The sequence below is a fragment of the Neobacillus solisequens genome, assembly GCF_051233465.1.
In the GTDB taxonomy this organism is placed as follows: domain Bacteria; phylum Bacillota; class Bacilli; order Bacillales; family Cytobacillaceae; genus Neobacillus.
Map to the genome: position 1 here is coordinate 56,421 of NZ_JBKFGJ010000021.1, position 18,926 is coordinate 75,346.

Annotated in this window: 22 protein-coding genes; 5 read left to right on the forward strand and 17 right to left on the reverse strand. The window is 36.8% G+C overall.

Going from position 1 to position 18,926, the window contains the following annotated elements:
• Positions 1 to 151: 151 nt before the first annotated feature.
• The 4 genes from ACI3K6_RS19670 to ACI3K6_RS19685 all read right to left on the reverse strand — a co-directional run bounded on the left by ACI3K6_RS19670 (position 152) and on the right by ACI3K6_RS19685 (position 2,686).
• A complete protein-coding gene (locus ACI3K6_RS19670; RefSeq protein WP_435556167.1) occupies positions 152 to 979 on the reverse strand; it encodes an undecaprenyl-diphosphate phosphatase in 828 nt (275 codons plus the stop codon).
• A gap of 85 nt (positions 980 to 1,064) precedes the next feature.
• Positions 1,065 to 1,838 (reverse strand): DUF817 domain-containing protein, encoded by a 774-nt coding sequence (locus ACI3K6_RS19675; RefSeq protein ID WP_435556225.1) that lies wholly within the window; start codon positions 1,836 to 1,838, stop codon positions 1,065 to 1,067.
• 133 nt (positions 1,839 to 1,971) lie between these two features.
• A complete protein-coding gene (locus tag ACI3K6_RS19680; RefSeq protein ID WP_335479372.1) occupies positions 1,972 to 2,193 on the reverse strand; it encodes a helix-turn-helix domain-containing protein in 222 nt (73 codons plus the stop codon).
• A gap of 10 nt (positions 2,194 to 2,203) precedes the next feature.
• A complete protein-coding gene (locus ACI3K6_RS19685) occupies positions 2,204 to 2,686 on the reverse strand; it encodes a DUF2975 domain-containing protein (RefSeq protein WP_435556168.1) in 483 nt (160 codons plus the stop codon).
• Positions 2,687 to 2,936: 250 nt separating this feature from the next.
• Here ACI3K6_RS19685 and ACI3K6_RS19690 point away from each other — a divergent pair, with 250 nt between their 5' ends.
• Both ACI3K6_RS19690 and ACI3K6_RS19695 read left to right on the forward strand, forming a co-directional pair.
• Positions 2,937 to 3,548, forward strand: coding sequence for a TetR/AcrR family transcriptional regulator (locus tag ACI3K6_RS19690; RefSeq protein ID WP_435556169.1), 612 nt, complete (start codon positions 2,937 to 2,939; stop codon positions 3,546 to 3,548).
• Positions 3,549 to 3,550: 2 nt separating this feature from the next.
• A complete protein-coding gene (locus ACI3K6_RS19695; protein ID WP_435556170.1) occupies positions 3,551 to 3,988 on the forward strand; it encodes a hypothetical protein in 438 nt (145 codons plus the stop codon).
• A 160-nt stretch (positions 3,989 to 4,148) separates the two neighbouring features.
• On the opposite strand, the gene ACI3K6_RS19700 is transcribed toward ACI3K6_RS19695, so the two are convergent.
• Positions 4,149 to 4,547 (reverse strand): hypothetical protein, encoded by a 399-nt coding sequence (locus ACI3K6_RS19700; protein WP_435556171.1) that lies wholly within the window; start codon positions 4,545 to 4,547, stop codon positions 4,149 to 4,151.
• A 220-nt stretch (positions 4,548 to 4,767) separates the two neighbouring features.
• On the opposite strand from ACI3K6_RS19700, the gene ACI3K6_RS19705 reads away from it, so the two are divergent.
• On the forward strand, positions 4,768 to 4,926 hold the full coding sequence (locus tag ACI3K6_RS19705) for a hypothetical protein (protein WP_435556172.1): 159 nt from the start codon (positions 4,768 to 4,770) through the stop codon (positions 4,924 to 4,926).
• A 450-nt stretch (positions 4,927 to 5,376) separates the two neighbouring features.
• Here the strand turns inward: ACI3K6_RS19705 and sstT are convergent, their stop codons facing one another.
• The 4 genes from sstT to sda form a co-directional block, all read right to left on the reverse strand.
• Complete coding sequence (sstT, locus tag ACI3K6_RS19710; protein WP_435556173.1) at positions 5,377 to 6,615, reverse strand: serine/threonine transporter SstT; 1,239 nt, start codon at positions 6,613 to 6,615, stop codon at positions 5,377 to 5,379.
• 406 nt (positions 6,616 to 7,021) lie between these two features.
• Positions 7,022 to 7,546, reverse strand: coding sequence for a hypoxanthine phosphoribosyltransferase (hpt, locus tag ACI3K6_RS19715; protein ID WP_435556174.1), 525 nt, complete (start codon positions 7,544 to 7,546; stop codon positions 7,022 to 7,024).
• A gap of 47 nt (positions 7,547 to 7,593) precedes the next feature.
• Positions 7,594 to 8,631 carry a DUF3231 family protein gene (locus tag ACI3K6_RS19720; RefSeq protein ID WP_435556175.1) on the reverse strand — a complete coding sequence of 346 codons (1,038 nt, stop codon included), beginning with the start codon at positions 8,629 to 8,631 and terminating at the stop codon, positions 7,594 to 7,596.
• A 156-nt stretch (positions 8,632 to 8,787) separates the two neighbouring features.
• Complete coding sequence (sda, locus tag ACI3K6_RS19725; RefSeq protein ID WP_335474542.1) at positions 8,788 to 8,928, reverse strand: sporulation histidine kinase inhibitor Sda; 141 nt, start codon at positions 8,926 to 8,928, stop codon at positions 8,788 to 8,790.
• Between the two features lie 649 nt (positions 8,929 to 9,577).
• On the opposite strand from sda, the gene ACI3K6_RS19730 reads away from it, so the two are divergent.
• The gene (locus tag ACI3K6_RS19730; protein ID WP_335480786.1) at positions 9,578 to 9,841 is read left to right on the forward strand and encodes a hypothetical protein; all 264 of its coding nucleotides are present in this window, start codon (positions 9,578 to 9,580) and stop codon (positions 9,839 to 9,841) included.
• Positions 9,842 to 9,884: 43 nt separating this feature from the next.
• Here ACI3K6_RS19730 and qoxD read toward each other — a convergent pair whose 3' ends face one another.
• Genes qoxD through qoxA form a run of 4 tightly spaced genes read right to left on the reverse strand, consistent with a single transcriptional unit; the run spans position 9,885 to position 13,672 of the window.
• Positions 9,885 to 10,166, reverse strand: coding sequence for a cytochrome aa3 quinol oxidase subunit IV (gene qoxD, locus ACI3K6_RS19735; protein ID WP_335480784.1), 282 nt, complete (start codon positions 10,164 to 10,166; stop codon positions 9,885 to 9,887).
• A gap of 1 nt (position 10,167) precedes the next feature.
• A complete protein-coding gene (qoxC, locus tag ACI3K6_RS19740; RefSeq protein WP_435556176.1) occupies positions 10,168 to 10,764 on the reverse strand; it encodes a cytochrome aa3 quinol oxidase subunit III in 597 nt (198 codons plus the stop codon).
• Positions 10,764 to 12,710 (reverse strand): cytochrome aa3 quinol oxidase subunit I, encoded by a 1,947-nt coding sequence (gene qoxB, locus ACI3K6_RS19745; RefSeq protein ID WP_435556177.1) that lies wholly within the window; start codon positions 12,708 to 12,710, stop codon positions 10,764 to 10,766. Before qoxB ends, qoxC begins: the two co-directional genes overlap by 1 nt.
• A 53-nt stretch (positions 12,711 to 12,763) precedes the next feature.
• Positions 12,764 to 13,672 carry a cytochrome aa3 quinol oxidase subunit II gene (qoxA, locus tag ACI3K6_RS19750; RefSeq protein ID WP_435556178.1) on the reverse strand — a complete coding sequence of 303 codons (909 nt, stop codon included), beginning with the start codon at positions 13,670 to 13,672 and terminating at the stop codon, positions 12,764 to 12,766.
• A gap of 541 nt (positions 13,673 to 14,213) precedes the next feature.
• On the opposite strand from qoxA, the gene ACI3K6_RS19755 reads away from it, so the two are divergent.
• Positions 14,214 to 15,026 (forward strand): cobalamin-binding protein, encoded by an 813-nt coding sequence (locus tag ACI3K6_RS19755; protein WP_435556179.1) that lies wholly within the window; start codon positions 14,214 to 14,216, stop codon positions 15,024 to 15,026.
• A gap of 35 nt (positions 15,027 to 15,061) precedes the next feature.
• On the opposite strand, the gene ACI3K6_RS19760 is transcribed toward ACI3K6_RS19755, so the two are convergent.
• The 4 genes from ACI3K6_RS19760 to glaH form a co-directional block, all read right to left on the reverse strand.
• A complete protein-coding gene (locus ACI3K6_RS19760; protein ID WP_335480774.1) occupies positions 15,062 to 15,187 on the reverse strand; it encodes a bacitracin ABC transporter ATP-binding protein in 126 nt (41 codons plus the stop codon).
• A gap of 1,079 nt (positions 15,188 to 16,266) precedes the next feature.
• Positions 16,267 to 16,602: a DUF3870 domain-containing protein gene (locus ACI3K6_RS19765; protein WP_335480772.1), complete on the reverse strand. Its 336-nt coding sequence runs from the start codon at positions 16,600 to 16,602 to the stop codon at positions 16,267 to 16,269.
• Positions 16,603 to 16,625: 23 nt separating this feature from the next.
• Entirely contained in the window at positions 16,626 to 17,843 is a 1,218-nt protein-coding gene (gene lhgO / locus ACI3K6_RS19770) for an L-2-hydroxyglutarate oxidase (RefSeq protein WP_335480769.1), read from the reverse strand.
• Between the two features lie 117 nt (positions 17,844 to 17,960).
• Positions 17,961 to 18,908, reverse strand: a complete 948-nt coding sequence (gene glaH, locus ACI3K6_RS19775; RefSeq protein WP_435556180.1) for a glutarate dioxygenase GlaH — start codon at positions 18,906 to 18,908, stop codon at positions 17,961 to 17,963.
• Between the last annotated feature and the right edge of the window lie 18 nt (positions 18,909 to 18,926).

The following is an 18,926-nucleotide window of genomic DNA, read 5'->3' on the forward strand; positions in this document are numbered from 1 at the left end:
AGTCTTCTCTTTCAACCACCTGGTAAACATTAATCAAACAAAGAACATCCTGACATTCAAAGGATGTTCTTTGTTTCCTCCTAACTGCTCTATTGTTCCTATAGCCTATGGACATCCAATTATCCTTTCCAACCCTTTTCATTTTGAGGTATTAGAAGTAAACAATATAAATAATAAACACTAAGAAAATTCTATAGATAGCAAATGGGATCAGCTTAATTTTATTAATAAGTTTCAAGAAAAAACGAATCGATACTAATGCAAAAATAAAGGCACTGATAAAACCTACGATAAAAAATGGTATTGTTTCTAAAGTAAAGTACTGCCAATTTTTCATTAAGGAAAGCATGCTGGCTCCTACCATGATGGGTACGGCCATAATAAAGGTAAAGTCAGCTGCAGCACGGTGACTCAATCCAAGTAAAACTCCTCCAGATATAGTTGAACCTGACCTAGAAAAACCCGGCCATAGTGATAAACATTGAAATAGCCCAATTAGAAGTGCTTGTTTATAGCTAATTTGGTCAACCGTTTTAACAATAGGCTCTTTAGGACTGAACAGGTCAGCACAAATCATTAAAATTGCCCCAACAATCAAACTTATTAATACAGTGGTAGTGGAAAATAGATGCTCATCTATGTAATCTTCAAATAACACCCCTAGAACACCTGCAGGTATTAATCCTGTAATTACTTGAGACAATTTTAACCGTTTACCGTCTTGATAGTTTACAGTAGATTTTCTAAAGCCTATCATGCTAATAAAACGATCTTTAAACACGACTACAACCGCTAAAATGGATCCTAGTTGAATGACAATTTTAAATGTATTTGCTACATATTTGGAAAGAAATTTCTCAGATTTAAGCCACATATCATCGACAATAATCATATGCCCTGTTGATGATACTGGCACAAATTCAGTTAAACCTTCTACCATTCCTAGAATGATCACTTTGAGTAAAAGTAAAATTTCCATAGATATCTCCTTTATTCAATAATGAATGCCATCCCTTTTGTTAAAACAGATATTCATGAAAATCCTAGTGACTCTTAAAAGTGCATCAAAAATTTTTTGTATTTTTCCCCTTTACCTGCTTTAACGTTGCTACTATTTGAAAGCTAACAATTACTAGTAATACCCATGAGCTCACCTTCCCGAGATGAACGAGGCTCCATGCATCGGTTTGATTTGGATATTTCCATGCACCAAAAAAGGTGGCAATATTTTCGGCAATCCAGATGAAAAATCCAATGAGTACAAAAGAAAGGGCGAGTGGCATCCGGTAACGAGTTCCATCCACTTCGTATGTAACCCATGATTTCCAAAAGACAATCAAGACAAGCCCAGATAACCACCATCGAACGTCCATCATATAATGGTGGGTGAAAAAATTCAAATAAATTGCCACTGCGAGAGGAACTACCACAAAAAACGGTGGCCACCTAACTAGTTCAACCCTTAACCTTCTCCACGCCTGACAAAGAAAACTTGCAACACTTGCGTACATGAATCCGCTATACAATGGCACTCCAAAAACCTTGAAATACCCTTCCTCCGGATATGACCAGGAACCCATATGAACCTTGAACATCTCAAGAGCAATTCCAATAAGGTGGAACAATGTGATAACTTTTAGTTCATCCATTGTTTCAAGACCTGAACGCACCATCCACCATTGCATTAGGAGGAAGATGATGAGCAGCCAGTCATATCTTGGCAGGATTGGAAGGGATATGAATTTTGTAAAAGCTAAGGTGGTAAATATAACAACAGGAAATATACAGGAAAGTGCCTGCTCCCACCCAAAGAAAACTAGTTGTTTAAGCGTTCTCATGATTTGTGGTTTCAAAGTTTTTTTCTGATCTCCATTTTGAATGGTTACATTCATGAGTACACCCTCTTTTAATGATCTTAATTGAAAGAATAATGGAAACAAAATCCTTCCACGCTAAATTCCGCCAATTTTTTTATTCCTGAATGGCTTCGTCACTGCGGTATTCTAAAATATCCCCAGGCTGACAATCTAAAGCTTTACAAATTGCCTCTAACGTTGATAAGCGGATCGCCTTGGCCTTTCCATTTTTCAAAATAGAAAGGTTCGCCATTGTAATACCAACCTTCTCAGACAGTTCTGTCACACTCATTTTTCTTTTTGCTAACATCACATCAATATTAATAATAATTGCCATTGTTCTCACCTCAGACTATTAAATCATTTTCCGATTTTATATCAATCGCCTCTTTTAAAAGCCTTTGAAGAACAGCAGCAAAGACAGCAATCACCATAGATGCAAAAGGAACAACCAATCCAATAAAAATGACACCTGGGGCATCGTCTTTCTCTGCAAAGAGATAAAAAAGCGGCAAGACGAGCAAATGCAGGGTACTAATGGAGATTACACATTGTTTGATTTTCTTAAGAGCATTTACAGACAAATCGGAAAAAGCCTCATTTTTGTCAATATGGCGCAAAAGTATAAAAGCCTGATACAGCGCAATGTAATAAGGAATCGCGGATGCATAAAAAATGATGAACACGAGATATTTTATATAAGCAAAATCTGGTAGCAATTTTGCAGCAAGATCCCCTAACTCAGGTACCAAAAAAATACATAAAGCAAGAATGGGGATCCCCATTAGAACAATCGTTAACTTTAAAAAGAGTGTTGAACCACTTTTCATATAAAGCACCTCACTTATATTTTCAAATTGATTATAATGAATTATTTATCGATTTACAATAAATTTTTTATCTAAATTAATATAAAGTTATCGTTTTTGCCAAATAAACATGGCACTCCTCATCAATCCGGATCGTGAAAAAAGTTTTTTCCTTAAAGAAAAAGGAAACAACTTTTTACTACTTGAAAAACGAGATTACTCTCGTTATAATAAAAAACGAGAATAATCTCTTTTTAGGTGGTGATACCCTTTGACACCAAAAGTATCAGAGGAATACAAAAGAAAAAAGCGGATTGAAATTTTAAAGGCTGCCTCACAAGTTTTTCAACTAAAAGGCTTTGAACCAACAACCATGAAGGATATTAAAGAGGCGGCAAATATAAGCTTCGGTGCCTTATATTCGTACTTTTCTAACACCGAGGAAATCTTTTTAGAAATCCTAGAGTTATCAAATGTGGAAAATGATTCAAAAGAAAATGAACTAGAAGCAACAGCTTGGGGAAAAATTGAATTCTTATTGGACACACAGGCAGCAGGTTTTGACAGGCTTCAACAATCAATGGTACCTGTCACCTATGAGTATCTCATGACTAGCTGGCGGGAGGAAAAGCGACGGCAGCTTTTGCAGAATCGATACGAGCAGGGAGTAAAAGAACTTCTTTCCTTCATTCAACAGGGAAAGGCAAATGGAGAATTCTCTCCAACTTTATCTGAAACTGCCATTGCCAAGATGATAATCTCAACATTAGAAGGGCTGAATATCAGCTCATTATTTTTAGAGCAAAAATTGGTCGAAGCTAAAAATCAAATTGAAGTTTTAAAGTCTGTTCTAAAAACTATTTTAAATTTGAAGGAGAATTAAACATGTCCCATCTTCAAATGGCATCTTTTATGTTACCGTTACTATTTCTTGTCTACCAAGTTATCATTGATTTTGCCAATCTCTATCCATTTAATGATGTCCAATCCAGGGATAGTCGTTTACGCAAATATGAAGTTTTAGGTAACTATCCACCTCTCATCATCATATCAGCCTGTTTTTTCTATTCAAATGGAGTAGGGCATTGGGTAGGTTGGGCCATGACCTGTATTATAATGGTGATGCATTTACTGGCCTGGTGGATCCCTTATTTCACGGGTTATCCGCATCATGTTCAAGCAGATTATGAAAAATACTTTCACAACACCTATAAGTTTTTGCCTTCGATAAAAAATCATATTATTCCGGATGCTGAGCATGTTGGTGTGGGTGTGCTTCTTACAGCAACACTACTTGTTCAGAGTTTCTATTTATTTAGCTGATATTATCTTTACATTTATTCTTGAAAACCATAGGGGGTAGTCTTTTTGTTTCATTGTCAAATAAAAAAAGCGCTCCCCCTTTGGATCAACGCCTTTTGGATAAAGTTATACTTGCCGTTATCATTATTGAAATGTATCTTTTACACAAGATCTCTAGTTTTTATGGAACCAAACGAGATGTTTTAACTAATTCCTCCTCAAGAACTTGAAGTCCTCCGATGACTTCAATTGCTGAACCTAATGAGACAAGAAAATCTCCTGCAATGGCTACTTTTTGTTCTTCAATAAGTTTCGTTTTATCTGTTTCACCTATTTGTCTTGACACCGAAATAGCCTCTAATATTTGTCCGATCGTCTTTGCCCAAACACCAGTCAGTATTTGCTGTTCACCTTTTGGATTTGCATCTTCTTCCAAATGTTGAATTCCTAATAAACCTGTCAATTCAAGAATATTCCCTGCTACTTGAATCCAAAGCCCTAAAGAAACTTGCTTTTCTAAGCCTAAAATTTTTTTATTTATCTCGTTTTCGTATTGGTAAACCTTCATTTCATTCCCCATGTTTACTCACTCCAAACCCCTGAGTATGCTGTATTGTATGAAAACCAATCATTATTGTTCGACTTTATCTAAATTTCCAAAAGGTAAGAAACAAAAAAATAGGCATAACTTTGCCACCTCTTTCAGTTTTTGTATATGAGCTTCCAATAAGTGAATAAGTCATTATTTTTTTACAATCATGAAATAATAATATGGATTAAATAAAGTTAGGAGGATTTGTATGGTTCAAAAACAAAATGCTAAAGAAAACCTGGGGAAAATGATGAACCCTGAATTTGCCGGAACAGACGCACAAAGAGTAAAGCAAGAAATTCAGAGAGATGTAATCGAAGGACAAGGTGCAATGACCTCCCGGGAGGCGGGAGCTATGCGCGATTAAAAACGAATGTACTTTAACCTCTAAAGTAATTCATTCATGAATGCTTTCAAATTGTATAAAAAATGTTTCATAATAAAAAAATAAATTTAGTGTTATCATGTAACACTAATCTCAATGTGGAGGGATGAACTTTGAATATCCTATTTAGCTTACTCCAAAGTCTTTTTATACTTCTTCTAAAAATAGAGTATTTCATTAATAAAAAGACGTTTGAATATAAGGGTAGATTTAAAATTCCATCTTTAACGTAAAGCGTTGATATTCTTTCATTGCTCTTTACCACATTGGAAAGTAAAAGGTGAGGATTCTATTTCTCACCTTTTACCGTTTTGAACCCCATCTATTTCACCAAATAAAGGTATTATTACTTAAAACTTAACATGATTTATTTTAAAAAAAGAAAAGTTCAATAAATTTAACCCCCTCTAGCCTGATAGAAGGGGTTTTGTTTTATGCTACCTTATTAATTTTAGTAATTCTTCCCTCTTTCAACTGTTTTCGATAATCAGCTGCAGCTGTAAACAGAACGTCAGTGGATGAATTGAGTGCTGTTTCAAAAGAGTCCTGCAATACACCGATGATAAATCCGACCCCTACTACCTGCATGGCCACATCATTAGGGATTCCGAATAGGCTGCATGCCAGCGGAATTAACAATAACGATCCGCCAGCAACCCCAGAAGCACCACAAGCACAAACAGCTGATAGTACGCTCAGGATAATAGCTGTTGGAATGTCCACATGAATTCCAAGTGTATGAACCGCAGCAAGTGTTAAAACAGAAATGGTCACTGCAGCACCAGCCATATTAATAGTAGCGCCCAATGGAATTGAGACAGAATAGGTATCTTTATCTAAATTAAGTTTTTCGCATAATTTCATGTTAACCGGAATGTTCGCAGCCGAACTGCGAGTAAAGAATGCTGTAATTCCACTTTCCTTTAAGCATTTAAAAACCAATGGATATGGGTTTTGACGGATCGTTACATACACGATGATTGGATTAACAACTAAAGCTACAAAAAGCATACAGCCAATCAAGACAGCCAACAATTTACCATAGTTTAGCAAAGATTCAATTCCATTTGTCGTGATGTTTTCAATTACAAGGCTCATGATTCCAAGCGGAGCAAATCTGATGACCCATGTTACCATTTTGGAGATACCATCAGAAAAATTAGAAATCAGTGTTTTTGTTGTATCCTGGGCATTTTTCATCGCAAATCCAAGTACTACCGCCCAAGCTAAAATACCGATATAGTTCGCATTAAATAAAGCTTTAACCGGATTATCAACAACGTTCATAAGTAGTGATTTGAGAACCTCTGTTACACCTCCGGGTGCCGCCAAATCCTCTGTGCCTTTTACAAGCGTAATACCCACTGGGAAAATAAAGCTTGCTATAACAGCGATAAGACCTGCTAGGAAAGTTCCTGAAAGATAAAGAACGATGATCGATTTCATATTTGTTTGATGACCACTCTTATGCTGTGCAATAGCCGACATAACCAGAAAAAGGACCAAAACAGGTGCTACTGCTTTCAAAGCTCCAACAAACAAAGCACCAAAAATCACTAAAGGTTTGGCAACTTCAGGAATGGCAACTGCTAGGATAATACCAATAATAAGACCAATAATAATTTGTTTAACCAAACTTATTTGATTCCATTTTTTCAATGGATTTTTCATCAAATTATTCCTCCCTCTCTATAAATCTACTATTTCCAGAGAATTTTTACTTCTTGAAAAAAAAACAATAGTTAAATAAGATTATAATGAATATTTAGATATATTACAATAGCAATAATGTTTTTGATTTTATTTTATAACAAAAAGTCTCTGTTAGACTTGTCTGTTGATTTCCGCTCCAGGTGCTTCGCTTTCCGTGGGCGTTTCGGCGAGCCTCCTCGGCGCTTGCGCCTGCGGGGTCTCTCCAGAACCGTACTCCCACAGGAGTCTTCGCACCTTCCGCTCCAATAAACAGAGTGTAAAAAATCAACACTGTTCTTTAACACAGCCAACAAAAAAAGGATAGATCCTTTTCTAAATACCGAAGTACTTGATAGGTCTTACCCTTTTACTATTGATCATTTTATTATTCCTTTAACGTGGCTATATAAGGTAAATTCCGATATTTTTCAGCGTAATCGATCCCATAGCCAACAATAAATTTATCAGGAATGATAAATCCGACATAGTCAGCTTTAAGGTCAACCCTTCTGCGCTCAGGTTTATCCAATAATGTACAAATTTTTATAGATTTAGGTTTATGAAGTTGAAAATGTTCTTTTAAAAAAGCTAATGTTAATCCCGAATCTATAATATCCTCAACAAGGACGACGTTTTTGCCAGTGATGTTTACATCAATGTCCTTCAACAATCGTACTTTTCCCGAGGTTTCAGTTTGATCTCCGTAACTGGACGCAGCAACAAAATCAACAGTTACTTTCCCTGTTAACTCCCGTATTAAGTCTGCAGCAAAAACAAATGCACCCTTTAACACAATAATTAAGACAAAGGGTTCCTCTTGATAATCAGCCATCATTTGAGTACCGATTTCTTTCACTTTTCCCTTCAATTGATCCTCTGTAATTAAAACAGTATCCATTTTATATTCCATTATTTAATTTCTGACCCCTCTCAATCAATTTTGGCTCAAGCCTTCGTTTAAGATCGATCAAATGCCTTCGGTGGTGATTCCATCCACCCCTTATCAATTAGGATATTAGCACCGTCTTCTACAAATAATCCAAGTTTAATAAGTGTCCTTCCATACAGCATAGTCAGGTCCCTTCTTCCATTCACTGCTAACGAGTTACCATATGACCTTATCTTCATCGAAAACATATCCACTTTATGAAATAACATGATCTTATCTGAAAAAGGAGGAAATGTAGATGTTGTGACTAAGTGATCTATATAAGATGGAGTGGGCAAGTTTTCAATGTGAAGTTTTTCTATGTATTGCTTAACAGCTTTGTCAGTCATGTCTAAACCACGTTTAAATAAGGCCTTAATCTTTTGGTCCTTGGCAGTCTGATAAAACCCTAATAATAGTGCTTTACTAGTCGCGTTGTTCTCAATATTATCATAAAGATGTGTGATCTCTAAAGCATGCAGTGGACGAATATCTCCCACAAAACCATTTAAATAATCTTGTTTGTCTATAAAATCGACCCCATTTGGTGTTGGAATAATGGGTGGCTTTGAAATTAATTTTTTTTCAACTAAAACATTGTTGATCTGGTATAGAAAAATCGTCGTGCATTGGTTGGCATAGACGAAAAATGCTCTAATATCTTTCCGCATTACCAAGGGGATCGCTACTGCATATAGGCTCATTCCCGCCTTTGCTGCATATTTTAAATAATGGACATAAAATGTATCTTCATATAAACGTGGTGCTGCAAGATTTATATCTTCTTTCGTAAAACCAACTGGTAAAGGAAACTTCTCTCTAGTAAAAAATGTTTCAATCCGCTTCATAAAGTCTTTGGATAGCGCCAAGCCATTCTTCAATAAAGTCTTAATGTATTCATCCTCACAATGTTGAAGAAAATAACTTAAAATTTGACTTGACATGCTGTTTCCAGTATAAGTGGCCCATAGTTTCCCCATTTCAAGTGAAGTTAAAGGCTGGGATTCATCTAATTCGGGTGTACTTAATAGAATTGGCTTCATAACATCCATTGGTTGTAAGTCCATCGATAGTCCCCTTACTCAAATTTTAGTCTATGATTTAACATTAACATTAGAAAGTTATTTTATTCCAATTACACGTAATCGTATACATTTAGCAAAGGAACCTAATTCCCTGTACGTTCATTTTAGAGAAATGCAGTGGTTCCACCCTTCCATTTATTAGGATGCTAATTTGAATGCGTGATCAATAATTCTTTGATTGATCTCATTTACTAACAGCAAAATAAAGTCTTTGCTTGTGTTCAGTTCAATAGCCTTTATAAGTGCTTCAAATAATTGTTCAGTACTTAGGTTCTGCATAAGTAGTCACTCCGTTTGTTATTTACCTTATTAGATTGAGTATTTTTGGGAAAATTAATGGTATATACCCCCGTTATAGGTATATACCATTAATGAAATAATTTAATTAGGTAATATGGGTATTACTTGTTCTAGATCTGAGAATATCGCATAAGCTGATTTATCCATTTCCACATTTTTCTCAATCAGATCAGGAATAATAATGGATCTCATTTTAGCACTGTTTGCAGCCCTTAAACCATTTAGAGAGTCTTCTAAAACGAGCACATTTTCAGGAGGCATAAAAATAAATTAATAACACCTGATGTACAAATTAGTGTAATATAAGCTGTTAATTGCGATTTCATGTTAGATACCTCTGTTGATCTCACTTTAACCTTAATAAATGTAACATAGAAAAATATAAATGTGGATGATTTTGTTGAGTATGAGTTCCAAATAAAAACCGATTATCCTAGCATATTTTGTATAAAAATAATTAACTAAATTTTAACAATTTTTTGAAAAAGTTTTGACAATTTTGTGAACATAATGAATAATAGTATTATATAGAAAGTGGAAATGTTGCTTTTTATAAACAACAAAAAAGAAACCGCTTTCAACTTATCTAAAATTCCAATAATGAATACGTACAGAGGGGGCCGTTATCATGAATTCACGCTTGAAAATCTTAAAGGTAACTCAGTGGGCCGGTGGTATTACATTAATAACTGGTATTATGGTCTTTTTATACGGAATAATAATTAGCCATATGGATCCGGTAATTGGAATTGGAATTGGGACCATCGTAGGATCAGTCATGTTCTTCTTAGTAGGAATGTTATTTATTGCCACTGAGGAAATGGTCGAAAACACCGATAGAGGAATTGAAATGGCGCCAATCAAACCAAAATTATATTTAGTCAAAAGATAAAGAAAGAGAGCATCTGATCAGATGCTCCCTTTCTCTTTTATTCCTACATATCCCAAAGGAATATGAGTAATGTTCCAAAGACAGTTATTAAGGCAATTGCTACCATGAAAAACACTTTTCCGTAAATAATCCATTTGTCATCCGTTTCACCAGCGTGCATGAACACAACTAACTGAAGCAGCGCCTGAACAAAAGCAGTGATGACCAATACGATCATTCCTTGTGCAAATGACAAGTGAAGGTAATAAACAGCTAGAGCAGCGGCTGTTAGAACCAAGGAAAAGACAAACCCCATTATTTGTTTTCGCGGAAATAATTCACTCATCTTACATCAGTCCTTTCAAATAGATGAAGCTGAAGATAAAGATCCAGACCACATCCAAGAAATGCCAATATAACGAAAAGATAAATGACTTGTTTGCCGTTTCAGGACTTAGTCCGCGCTTTTTCACTTGCAAAATGATGGCTGTTCCCCAGAATAATCCAAAGGTAACGTGCGCACCATGGGTTCCCAAGGTAGTCATCAGCATGGCGGTAAACGCACTTGTCTGCAATGTTGCTCCTTCATGGATATAGGTCATAAACTCATCAATTTCAAAGCCCAGGAATCCTAAACCAAGAAGCAGTGTAATCACGAAAAATGTCAACATAGCTTTTGTACGGCCTATCCGCATTGCGTGAACAGCAAGTCCAATGGTGAAACTACTTGATAATAATAAAATGGTTTCAATGATCACCGGTGTAATTTCAAAAATTTCGGTACCGCCTGGTCCGCCTCCGGTTCTATGTTCTAACGTAAAGTACGATGTAAAGAGTGTCGCAAACAGCATGATTTCAGCCGCGAGGAACACCCAAAATCCAAAAATATTCAATCCGTTTTGTTTCGTACTATATTCTAATGGCAGCGAGTGGTCGACTTTCATTAATTAGCACCTCGCAATTTCGTTTCGGTTTCTTCTACTTCTTTTAAAGAAATATAACGGCCATGATCTTTCTCAAAGGATCGCATTGCCATGCATGCAAAAATACCAAGCAACGCAACAATAGCTGGAATCCAAAGAGAGAAAATCAGTGAAAAGCCTAAGACAAAGAAGATTGCACCCATGATAAATGGAACTCCACTGTTATTCGGCATATGGATTTTCTCCAAATTACCCGGGAACAGCTTGTGACCTTTTTTCTTAGAATCCCAGAATGCTTCGTATGATGTAACGTGTGGTTCAATGGCAAAGTTATATTCCGGAATCGGAGTATGTGTTGCCCACTCAAGAGTACGTGCATCCCAAGGGTCAGCTCCAATATTTCTTGGTGAATAACGAACACTGTAATAGACGTTATAAACAATTAATAAAAAGCTGATCGCCATAACTCCTGCACCGACAAATGATAGCATATTCAACGGACCATAGCCTGTCGCTGCGGAATATGTGTACATACGACGGGCTTGCCCATCCAAACCAGTAATATACATCGGGAAGAAGGCTAAGCAGAATCCAATAGAGAGAGTCCAGAAGGACCATTTTCCAATTCTTTCATTTAGCATAAAGCCAAACATTTTTGGCCAATAATACGTTAAACCTGCCAGCATCGCAAATACAACACCTGGGATGATTGTATTATGGAAGTGGGCTACTAAGAACATGGTATTATGGTATTGATAGTCTGCTGCAGACATCGCTAGCATAACCCCAGTCATCCCACCGATAACAAACAACGGAATAAAACCGAGCGAGTATAGCATTGGAACGGTAAAACGAATTTTCCCCTTCCACATAGTAAACAGCCAGTTAAAAATCTTAACACCTGTTGGTATCGAAATGGCCATTGTCGTGATGGAGAAGAAGCTGTTTGATAGTGCTCCTTGGCCCATCGTAAAGAAATGGTGCGCCCAAACCATACAGGAAAGAGCTGAGATCACAACCATGGAAGCTACCATTGATTTATAGCCATAAAGGTTTCTGCTAGAAAATGTCGAGATAATTTCACTGTAAATTCCAAATGCCGGCAAAATAAGGATGTATACTTCAGGATGGCCCCAAACCCAGAAAAGGTTGGCCCACAGCATATCCATTCCGCCATTTGTCATGGTAAAGAAGTGAGTTCCAAATAATCTGTCCATCGTACCCATTGCAAGGGCAACTGTGATAACTGGGAAAACAGTAACAACGATTAAGTTTGTTGCCAACGTAGCCCATGTAAACATTGGCATTTTCATCAATGTCATACCAGGTGCTCTCATTTTGAAAATGGTGGTAAGCATATTAATACCAGTCATCAAGGAGCCAATACCGGATATTTGAACTGCGATCATATAATAGTTGGTACCGACGTGTGGGCTGAATTCATTCCCTGCTAGCGGAAAATATGAAGTCCAACCTGCATCAGGTGAGCCTCCGATTACAAAAGAGATATTAAATAGCATGGCTCCAAAGAAGAAAAGCCAGAAGCTTAACGCGTTTAATCTAGGAAAAGCCACATCACGTGCACCAATTTGCAATGGAACTACGAAGTTCATAAACGCAAAGATGAATGGCATGGCCATAAACATAATCATGACTACCCCGTGTGTGGTGAAAACTTCATTGTAATGCTGTGGGTCTAACATCTTATTATCAGGCACTGCAAGCTGAGCGCGCATCATGATCGCATCAGCTCCGCCTCGGAACAACATGATTAAAGCAGAAAGCATATACATTATACCAATCCGTTTATGGTCCACTGTAGTTAACCATTCACGCCATAAATATCCCCATTTTTTAAAATAAGTCAGGCCCGCAATTATAGCGACCACCGTAAGGCCGATCGCGACCATCGAAGCGTAAATGGCAAGACTTGGATTAGGAATGGCAAAACGATCAAAGAAATCCATTCTTTTTAACTCCTCTCAAGAGATTAACTTTTTACTATTTTTAAATTACCTTATTATTTATCGTGATCTGACATATCCATATTCATATCCATTTCAGAATCCATTTTTCCATCGTGACTCTTTTCTGATCCACTATGATGCAGATTTGGAGCTGGACTAAATTCTAAATGGGTTCCTGTAAATGTCATTTGTCCAAGGTGACCAGGTTTTAATAACTGATCAAATTTTTTCTCTGTTAAAGGTTTTGCTGTTTTCTTTACGTCTTTTACCCATTTATCAAAATCTTTCTCAGACATGGCTGTTACATTAAATGTATTTTCGGCTGTTCCTTTACCGCTGAAGTTTGCGTTTCGACCCATCATTTCACCAGGCTCATCAGCAGCTAAGTGAAGGGTTGTTACCATGTTTGACATGGCATACTTTTGTCCGCCCAGTTGCGGAATCCAGAAGCTAGTAATAGGTCCGTAAGAATACAGTTTAAATTCTATTGGACGATCCGTTGGAATGTATAAATAGTTAACGGTTTCAATATCTTGCTCCGGATAACTAAAATGCCATTTCCAATCTGATGAAGAAGCATAAATCACCATAGGTTTCTGATCCTGATACTGTTTTGGTTTTGCCTCAACGATGTAGTTACTTTGGACAGAAACGATTGAAAAGTAAACGACGATAATAACAGGAATTCCGACACATAGCAACTCTACCCACTTATTTCCTTCGATGTGAGGTGGTTCATAATCAGGACTCTGCTTTGATGCACGATACTTTACCAATACGTAAATCAAAATAGCAAATACAACCAAAACAACTAATGACATGATTCCGATCGATAATAAAATGTCGTGGGCTTGCCTTTCAGCTTGTGGCCCTTTTGGATTCAGAACCATGAGTGGCTCACACCCTGTTAACACTGTAGCAATAGTGAGAACAAGTAATAATAAAGCCGATTTTACTTTCATACTAGTACCCCTTTCCTTTGATTAAAAAATTTCAATTTTATATTATTGTGAATTTCATCACATTTTTAGTTTTGTGATTTAAATCACATCTCGCCACTATTTTAATACCAAATTTGAAATTACGACACCCATTTATGAAATTTGTCACGAAATGTTCAAAAAGAATTCGATATTTCGAAAAAAGTTATACTTTTCATTTGCTTTTAATTGTGAATCGATATATTATCTCTATTTTATTTACCCTGAGCTCAAATACCCTTGAATACTCAGAAAAACCCTGCATTCACAAGGGTTCTAAACACTATTCATTCTTCGAATTAGTATACTCTAGTTTGTTCATGGGTTCTCAAACAATTATATTACTTAAAATTATTACATTTTTCTAGAATGATAAAACCAAAGGAAATGGCGATCCTTTAGGCTTAACTCTCACTTCAGAATTGGATTTTATTTTGTGTTCATTCATCATTATTTTTTGATAGGGAACATGGAGATTTTTATTATAATAGATAGTAAGAAGATTTGATTAGGGGGAAGTATATTGAAATTGATTTCCATTTGTCCGAGTAATACTGAATTTATAGCCTATTTAGGGCTAACTTCTTCATTAATAGGGGTAGATGATTATTCAGATTGGCCGAAAGAAATTACTGAATTGCCAAGGTTGGGACCAGATTTGAACATCGATATGGATAAAGTAGAGAAACTACAGCCTGATTTGGTTTTAGCTTCCCTATCCGTTCCGGGTATGGAACGAAATATCGAGGAGTTAGAGAAACGTAAAATACCATATGTAATTGTGCCTAATCCACAAACACTAGAAGAAGTGGGGAATTGTCTTTTGTTCGTTGGCAATGCCACAAGCACCTACCCACGGGCCAACGAATTATTTGAAAGATTTAATCGTACCTTAAAACTGTATAAATCTTTAAGCAAACAAGTTAAAGAATCAAAAACCCTTTATTGGGAATGGTGGGCAAAGCCGATCTTCACCCCGGGCTCCCTGAACTGGCTGACAGAAATTAGCGTGCTTGCGGGTGGAAGAAATATTTTTGATGACCAAGTGGTTGCAAGTTACCAGACGGATTGGGAAGAGGTTAAGTTCCGCAACCCAGATATAATCTGTGTCGTTTGGGTAGGTGTTCAAAAACATAAAGTTAACCCAAAGGTCATTCTGAAACGCCCCGGCTGGGATCAGATGACAGCGATAAAAAATAACCAACTTCACATTTTAGATGAACCGCTTTTTTGCAGGCCATCCCCTCGGCTTTTATATGGCCTGGCTAAAATAGCTCATATACTCCATCCCGAAATTTTCCCTGGGTTTCACGAGGGAGATGACATGTTATTGTAGCCAGTGTAGAAAAACAAAATGGCAAACAATTATTTTTACTCATCTTCATGGATTGATTCCAGATTTTCTTCTTTGTTAGGCCAGCCATATTTTTCATTTATATCCTTTGTGAGTTCATCCAGGAATTCATCCGAGAATAAGGGGCTATTTTCTTTATACATGTAAACCCTCCTTATCTTTACTAATTCATATTAATAAAATATGTTTTACCCTACTTAACATTTCCTTTGTTCTAAGTTTTAAACTATTTTCGGACGATTAAGGTATGAAAACAAAAAAGAAGCAGAGAAATCACTGCTTCTTTTAACTTTAATCGTATAGGTTGTTGTTTTTGGCACTAAAAATGGACCTTAGAAACCAAGGTCCATTTTTAGTGTACATTTTTTCGGGTTACGAAATAATTATCTCTTTTTGTCAAACCGAGGTCTGGGTAACTTCGGTCATGGTTATGACATTTCAGTTTGATTGTGTCCAAAGTCATGGCAGCTTCGGACACAGTTATGCCAAATTAACTTGATCGTGTTCGAAGTCAAGAGAACTTCAGACATAGTTATACCAAATTTTGCTTGATTGTGTCCGAAGTCAGGAGAACTTCAGACACTGCTACTAACATTTTGCTTGATCGTGTCCGAAGTCAGGGTAACTTCAGACACAGTTATACCAAATTTTGCTTGATCGTGTCCGAAGTCAGGGTTACTTCAGACACAGTTATACCAAATTTTGCTTGATCGTGTCCGAAGTCAGGTGAACTTCAGACACCACTACTACAATTTTGCTTTATTGTGTCCAAAGTCAGGGTAACTTTAGACACAGTTATACCGAATTTGGCTTGATCGTGTCCGAAGTCAGGGTAACTTCAGACACAGTTATACCGAATTTGGCTTGATCGTGTCCGAAGTCAGAGTAACTTCAGACACAGTTATACCAAATTTTGCTTGATCGTGTCCGAAGTCAGGTGAACTTCAGACACCACTACTACAATTTTGCTTTATTGTGTCCAAAGTCAGGGTAACTTCAGACACAGTTATACCGAATTTGGCTTGATCGTGTCCGAAGTCATGGCAGCTTCGGACACAGTTGTGCCAAATCAGTTTGATCTTGTCTGAAGTCTTAAAAACTTGAAATATCAGTAAAACAAAATGAGAGAGAGCCTCTGAAGTTGTATTTACTCCGGACAATTACAACAACCTTTATAAATATTTTTCAAGTGATTTCTGGAATACAAAGTGAAATATTGGTTTTATACAATTGTTATTCCTTCTGCCTTAATTTGTTGAAAATGCAAATGCAAGTCTTTTAAGGCCGCAATTAAAGCGTTTGTTGCTTTGCCCCGATAATAGGTTTCGATTGCCTTGACGGCATCCTCCACTCCATCATTTAAACTTGTCCCCCTTAACAATCCACCGATAAAATCACGTCCGTGTTCAGTGGCCAAGGTACAGGTAGCCTGAATAATTACTCCATATTTTGTATCCACTTCCGCAGTAATCGTTAAGGTTTCGAAGACGCTTTTGGCAGCCATGCCTTGCGGTAACCGAGCATGACCGGCAATAAAAATCGTTTTTCCGTTAAACATCCTTGATCAACCTCTCATTAAAATTAAATGATTAACGCAGTTTCTTTTAAGTTTGTTTGTTCCGGAATCCTACTTACGATTTCTTTTCCAATTTCAATAGAAGCTGTGGCAGCTGGTGATGGTGCATTACAAACATGAATGGTACGCTTGCCCATAATTATGTGGAAATCATCTACCATACTTCCATCATTTCTGATGGCTTGGGCGCGTACTCCAGCAGGCGCCGGTATTAAATCGTCTTCTTGAATCTCCGGAATTAGTTCCTGAAGACTTTTGGTAAATTGTTTTTTACTAAAGGAACGAACGTATTCTTCCATTCCTTCTTTCATAAACTTTCCTGCCATTTTCCAAAGACCGCTATAACTTAGAGATTCTGCAAGATCCTTTACATTAAAATCTGTCTTTTTGTAACCTTCCCGTTTAAAGCTGAGCACTGCATTCGGTCCTGCATCCACTTCTCCAGTAATCATCCGGGTAAAATGAACACCCAAGAATGGGAATTTAGGATTTGGAACAGGATAAATTAAATGTTTTACAAGATACCGCTTTTCCGGTTTTAATTTATAATACTCACCTCTAAAAGGCAGAATCTTCATATCTGTTTTATACCCTGCCGCTAAAGCAACACGATCACTAAAGAGACCGGCACAGTTGATTACCATACGTGCCTTTATTGTACCATTGTTTGTTTCAATGTTCACTTGATCGACTTCTTCGACTATTTTTTCTACCTTTGTATTTAACCTTATTTCTCCACCACTTTCTTCAATTGTATCAGCAAATCTCTCACTAACTTGACGATAATTGACAATACCAGCTTGGGGAACACGTATAGCCCCAAAGCCATTAACGTGGGGTTCAATCTCTTTTAATTCTTCCGGACTAATTTTTTGAATATCAAGTTGATTTTCAAGGCCTCTCTTAAATAAATTATCTAATAGAGGCATTTCCTCCGGCTTTGTAGCAACAATGACCTTCCCGCAAATGTCATGCTCAATTCCATGAGTTTGACAAAATTCTTTCATTGATTGGCTGCCTTGACGGGCAAATCGTGCCTTAAAACTACCTGGCTTGTAATAGATGCCGGAATGAATGACCCCACTATTATGACCTGTCTGATGCTCTGCAATAGCTGATTCTTTTTCAATCACGACTACTTTAGCGTTAGGAAATCGTGTATAAATTGCCATACCGGTCGATAAGCCAACTATACCTCCCCCTACAATCGCAAAATCAAACACAAAAAAGCCCCCTTTTTTTCTACTAAAAACTGTTCCAATGCCTAATAGTTGAAAGAAAAGAATTCATTTTCCACCCTAGGGATAGAAAATGAATTCTCTATAAGTTAATTAAGAGATTTATAGATTATTTTCATTAAATCGTCCACGTTGACGAAGTAACTCACGGTATAAATTTGGATCCTTTTCAAAGGCTGCGCGGCCATGTAGCCAAAAAATATTATTTACCACGACTAAATCACCTACAGGAAGTTCCAACTCGATCACATTTTCATCGTTCTCCATCGAATTAGAAAGATCACTCAAATATTTTGACTGCTCAATTGTCTCTGGATAAACGAATTGATCAATATAACAAATCCCCGGCTTGTTATGATAATTAAAGAATGTCAATCGCTCAACTTCCTGACCCACATTCTTACTGCTCGGTGCTTTATAGGTAAATTTATGGTTAGCTAAAGGGTGTGAAGCATATTTATCTAGTTCGTTCCAATCATCTAGGTGCAATAATCTTGATTCTCCACCACGTGCATTTTGTTCTACCATTTTCATCATTAATAGCCAGTCAGTCGGTTCATCGACAAAGGTACCATCAGTATGAAGTGTAAATAAACGATAAGCCTGACGTAAATAAGAATCACTGTTATCTGTATCTTTCACGCTAAAACGCGCATAGTATTTTCCAGTCATAGCATCAAAATTCGGAATACCTACTAGATGGGAAACAGCAGTTGAGAAAATCACGTAATCATCGGTATTTTCTGTAACCCCGTTCAAACCAAGTGTAAATCCACCAGACTCACGATCGTGAACAATACTTCGAAGTAAGGCACCGAATTCTTCTCCTACTTGATCCAATAAATGTGATGCGATAATATGACGAGCATAAGGAGTATATTCCAAATGTTGGACAGAATAGTTTTCTTTCTTTACTGCTTCAAAAAATTTCATTAGACTTTCCGTCGATAATTCAATGTGATATAAACGATTGGATTGTGTGTGTGCCTTCACTTGATAATGTTCCGTCACCATTTCAAATTTCAATTTACTCTTTTCTGCAATACTCATTTTTCATTCCTCCTGAAA

Bases quoted from the DNA above. Each gene is read 5' to 3' on its own strand.
- ACI3K6_RS19685 (WP_435556168.1), bottom strand. From the start codon at position 2,686: ATGAAAAGTGGTTCAACACTCTTTTTAAAGTTAACGATTGTTCTAATG.
- qoxB (WP_435556177.1), bottom strand. From the start codon at position 12,710: ATGGATTTCTTTGATCGTTTTGCCATTCCTAATCCAAGTCTTGCCATT.
- qoxC (WP_435556176.1), bottom strand. From the start codon at position 10,764: ATGAAAGTCGACCACTCGCTGCCATTAGAATATAGTACGAAACAAAAC.
- ACI3K6_RS19675 (WP_435556225.1), bottom strand. From the start codon at position 1,838: ATGAGAACGCTTAAACAACTAGTTTTCTTTGGGTGGGAGCAGGCACTT.
- ACI3K6_RS19720 (WP_435556175.1), bottom strand. From the start codon at position 8,631: ATGGACTTACAACCAATGGATGTTATGAAGCCAATTCTATTAAGTACA.
- hpt (WP_435556174.1), bottom strand. From the start codon at position 7,546: ATGGAATATAAAATGGATACTGTTTTAATTACAGAGGATCAATTGAAG.
- ACI3K6_RS19765 (WP_335480772.1), bottom strand. From the start codon at position 16,602: ATGTTTAACGGAAAAACGATTTTTATTGCCGGTCATGCTCGGTTACCG.
- ACI3K6_RS19700 (WP_435556171.1), bottom strand. From the start codon at position 4,547: ATGGGGAATGAAATGAAGGTTTACCAATACGAAAACGAGATAAATAAA.
- qoxA (WP_435556178.1), bottom strand. From the start codon at position 13,672: ATGAAAGTAAAATCGGCTTTATTATTACTTGTTCTCACTATTGCTACA.
- qoxD (WP_335480784.1), bottom strand. From the start codon at position 10,166: ATGAGTGAATTATTTCCGCGAAAACAAATAATGGGGTTTGTCTTTTCC.
- ACI3K6_RS19760 (WP_335480774.1), bottom strand. From the start codon at position 15,187: ATGTATAAAGAAAATAGCCCCTTATTCTCGGATGAATTCCTGGATGAA.
- ACI3K6_RS19670 (WP_435556167.1), bottom strand. From the start codon at position 979: ATGGAAATTTTACTTTTACTCAAAGTGATCATTCTAGGAATGGTAGAA.
- glaH (WP_435556180.1), bottom strand. From the start codon at position 18,908: ATGAGTATTGCAGAAAAGAGTAAATTGAAATTTGAAATGGTGACGGAA.
- sstT (WP_435556173.1), bottom strand. From the start codon at position 6,615: ATGAAAAATCCATTGAAAAAATGGAATCAAATAAGTTTGGTTAAACAA.
- ACI3K6_RS19705 (WP_435556172.1), top strand. From the start codon at position 4,768: ATGGTTCAAAAACAAAATGCTAAAGAAAACCTGGGGAAAATGATGAAC.
- ACI3K6_RS19695 (WP_435556170.1), top strand. From the start codon at position 3,551: ATGTCCCATCTTCAAATGGCATCTTTTATGTTACCGTTACTATTTCTT.
- ACI3K6_RS19680 (WP_335479372.1), bottom strand. From the start codon at position 2,193: ATGGCAATTATTATTAATATTGATGTGATGTTAGCAAAAAGAAAAATG.
- ACI3K6_RS19730 (WP_335480786.1), top strand. From the start codon at position 9,578: ATGAATTCACGCTTGAAAATCTTAAAGGTAACTCAGTGGGCCGGTGGT.
- sda (WP_335474542.1), bottom strand. From the start codon at position 8,928: ATGCAGAACCTAAGTACTGAACAATTATTTGAAGCACTTATAAAGGCT.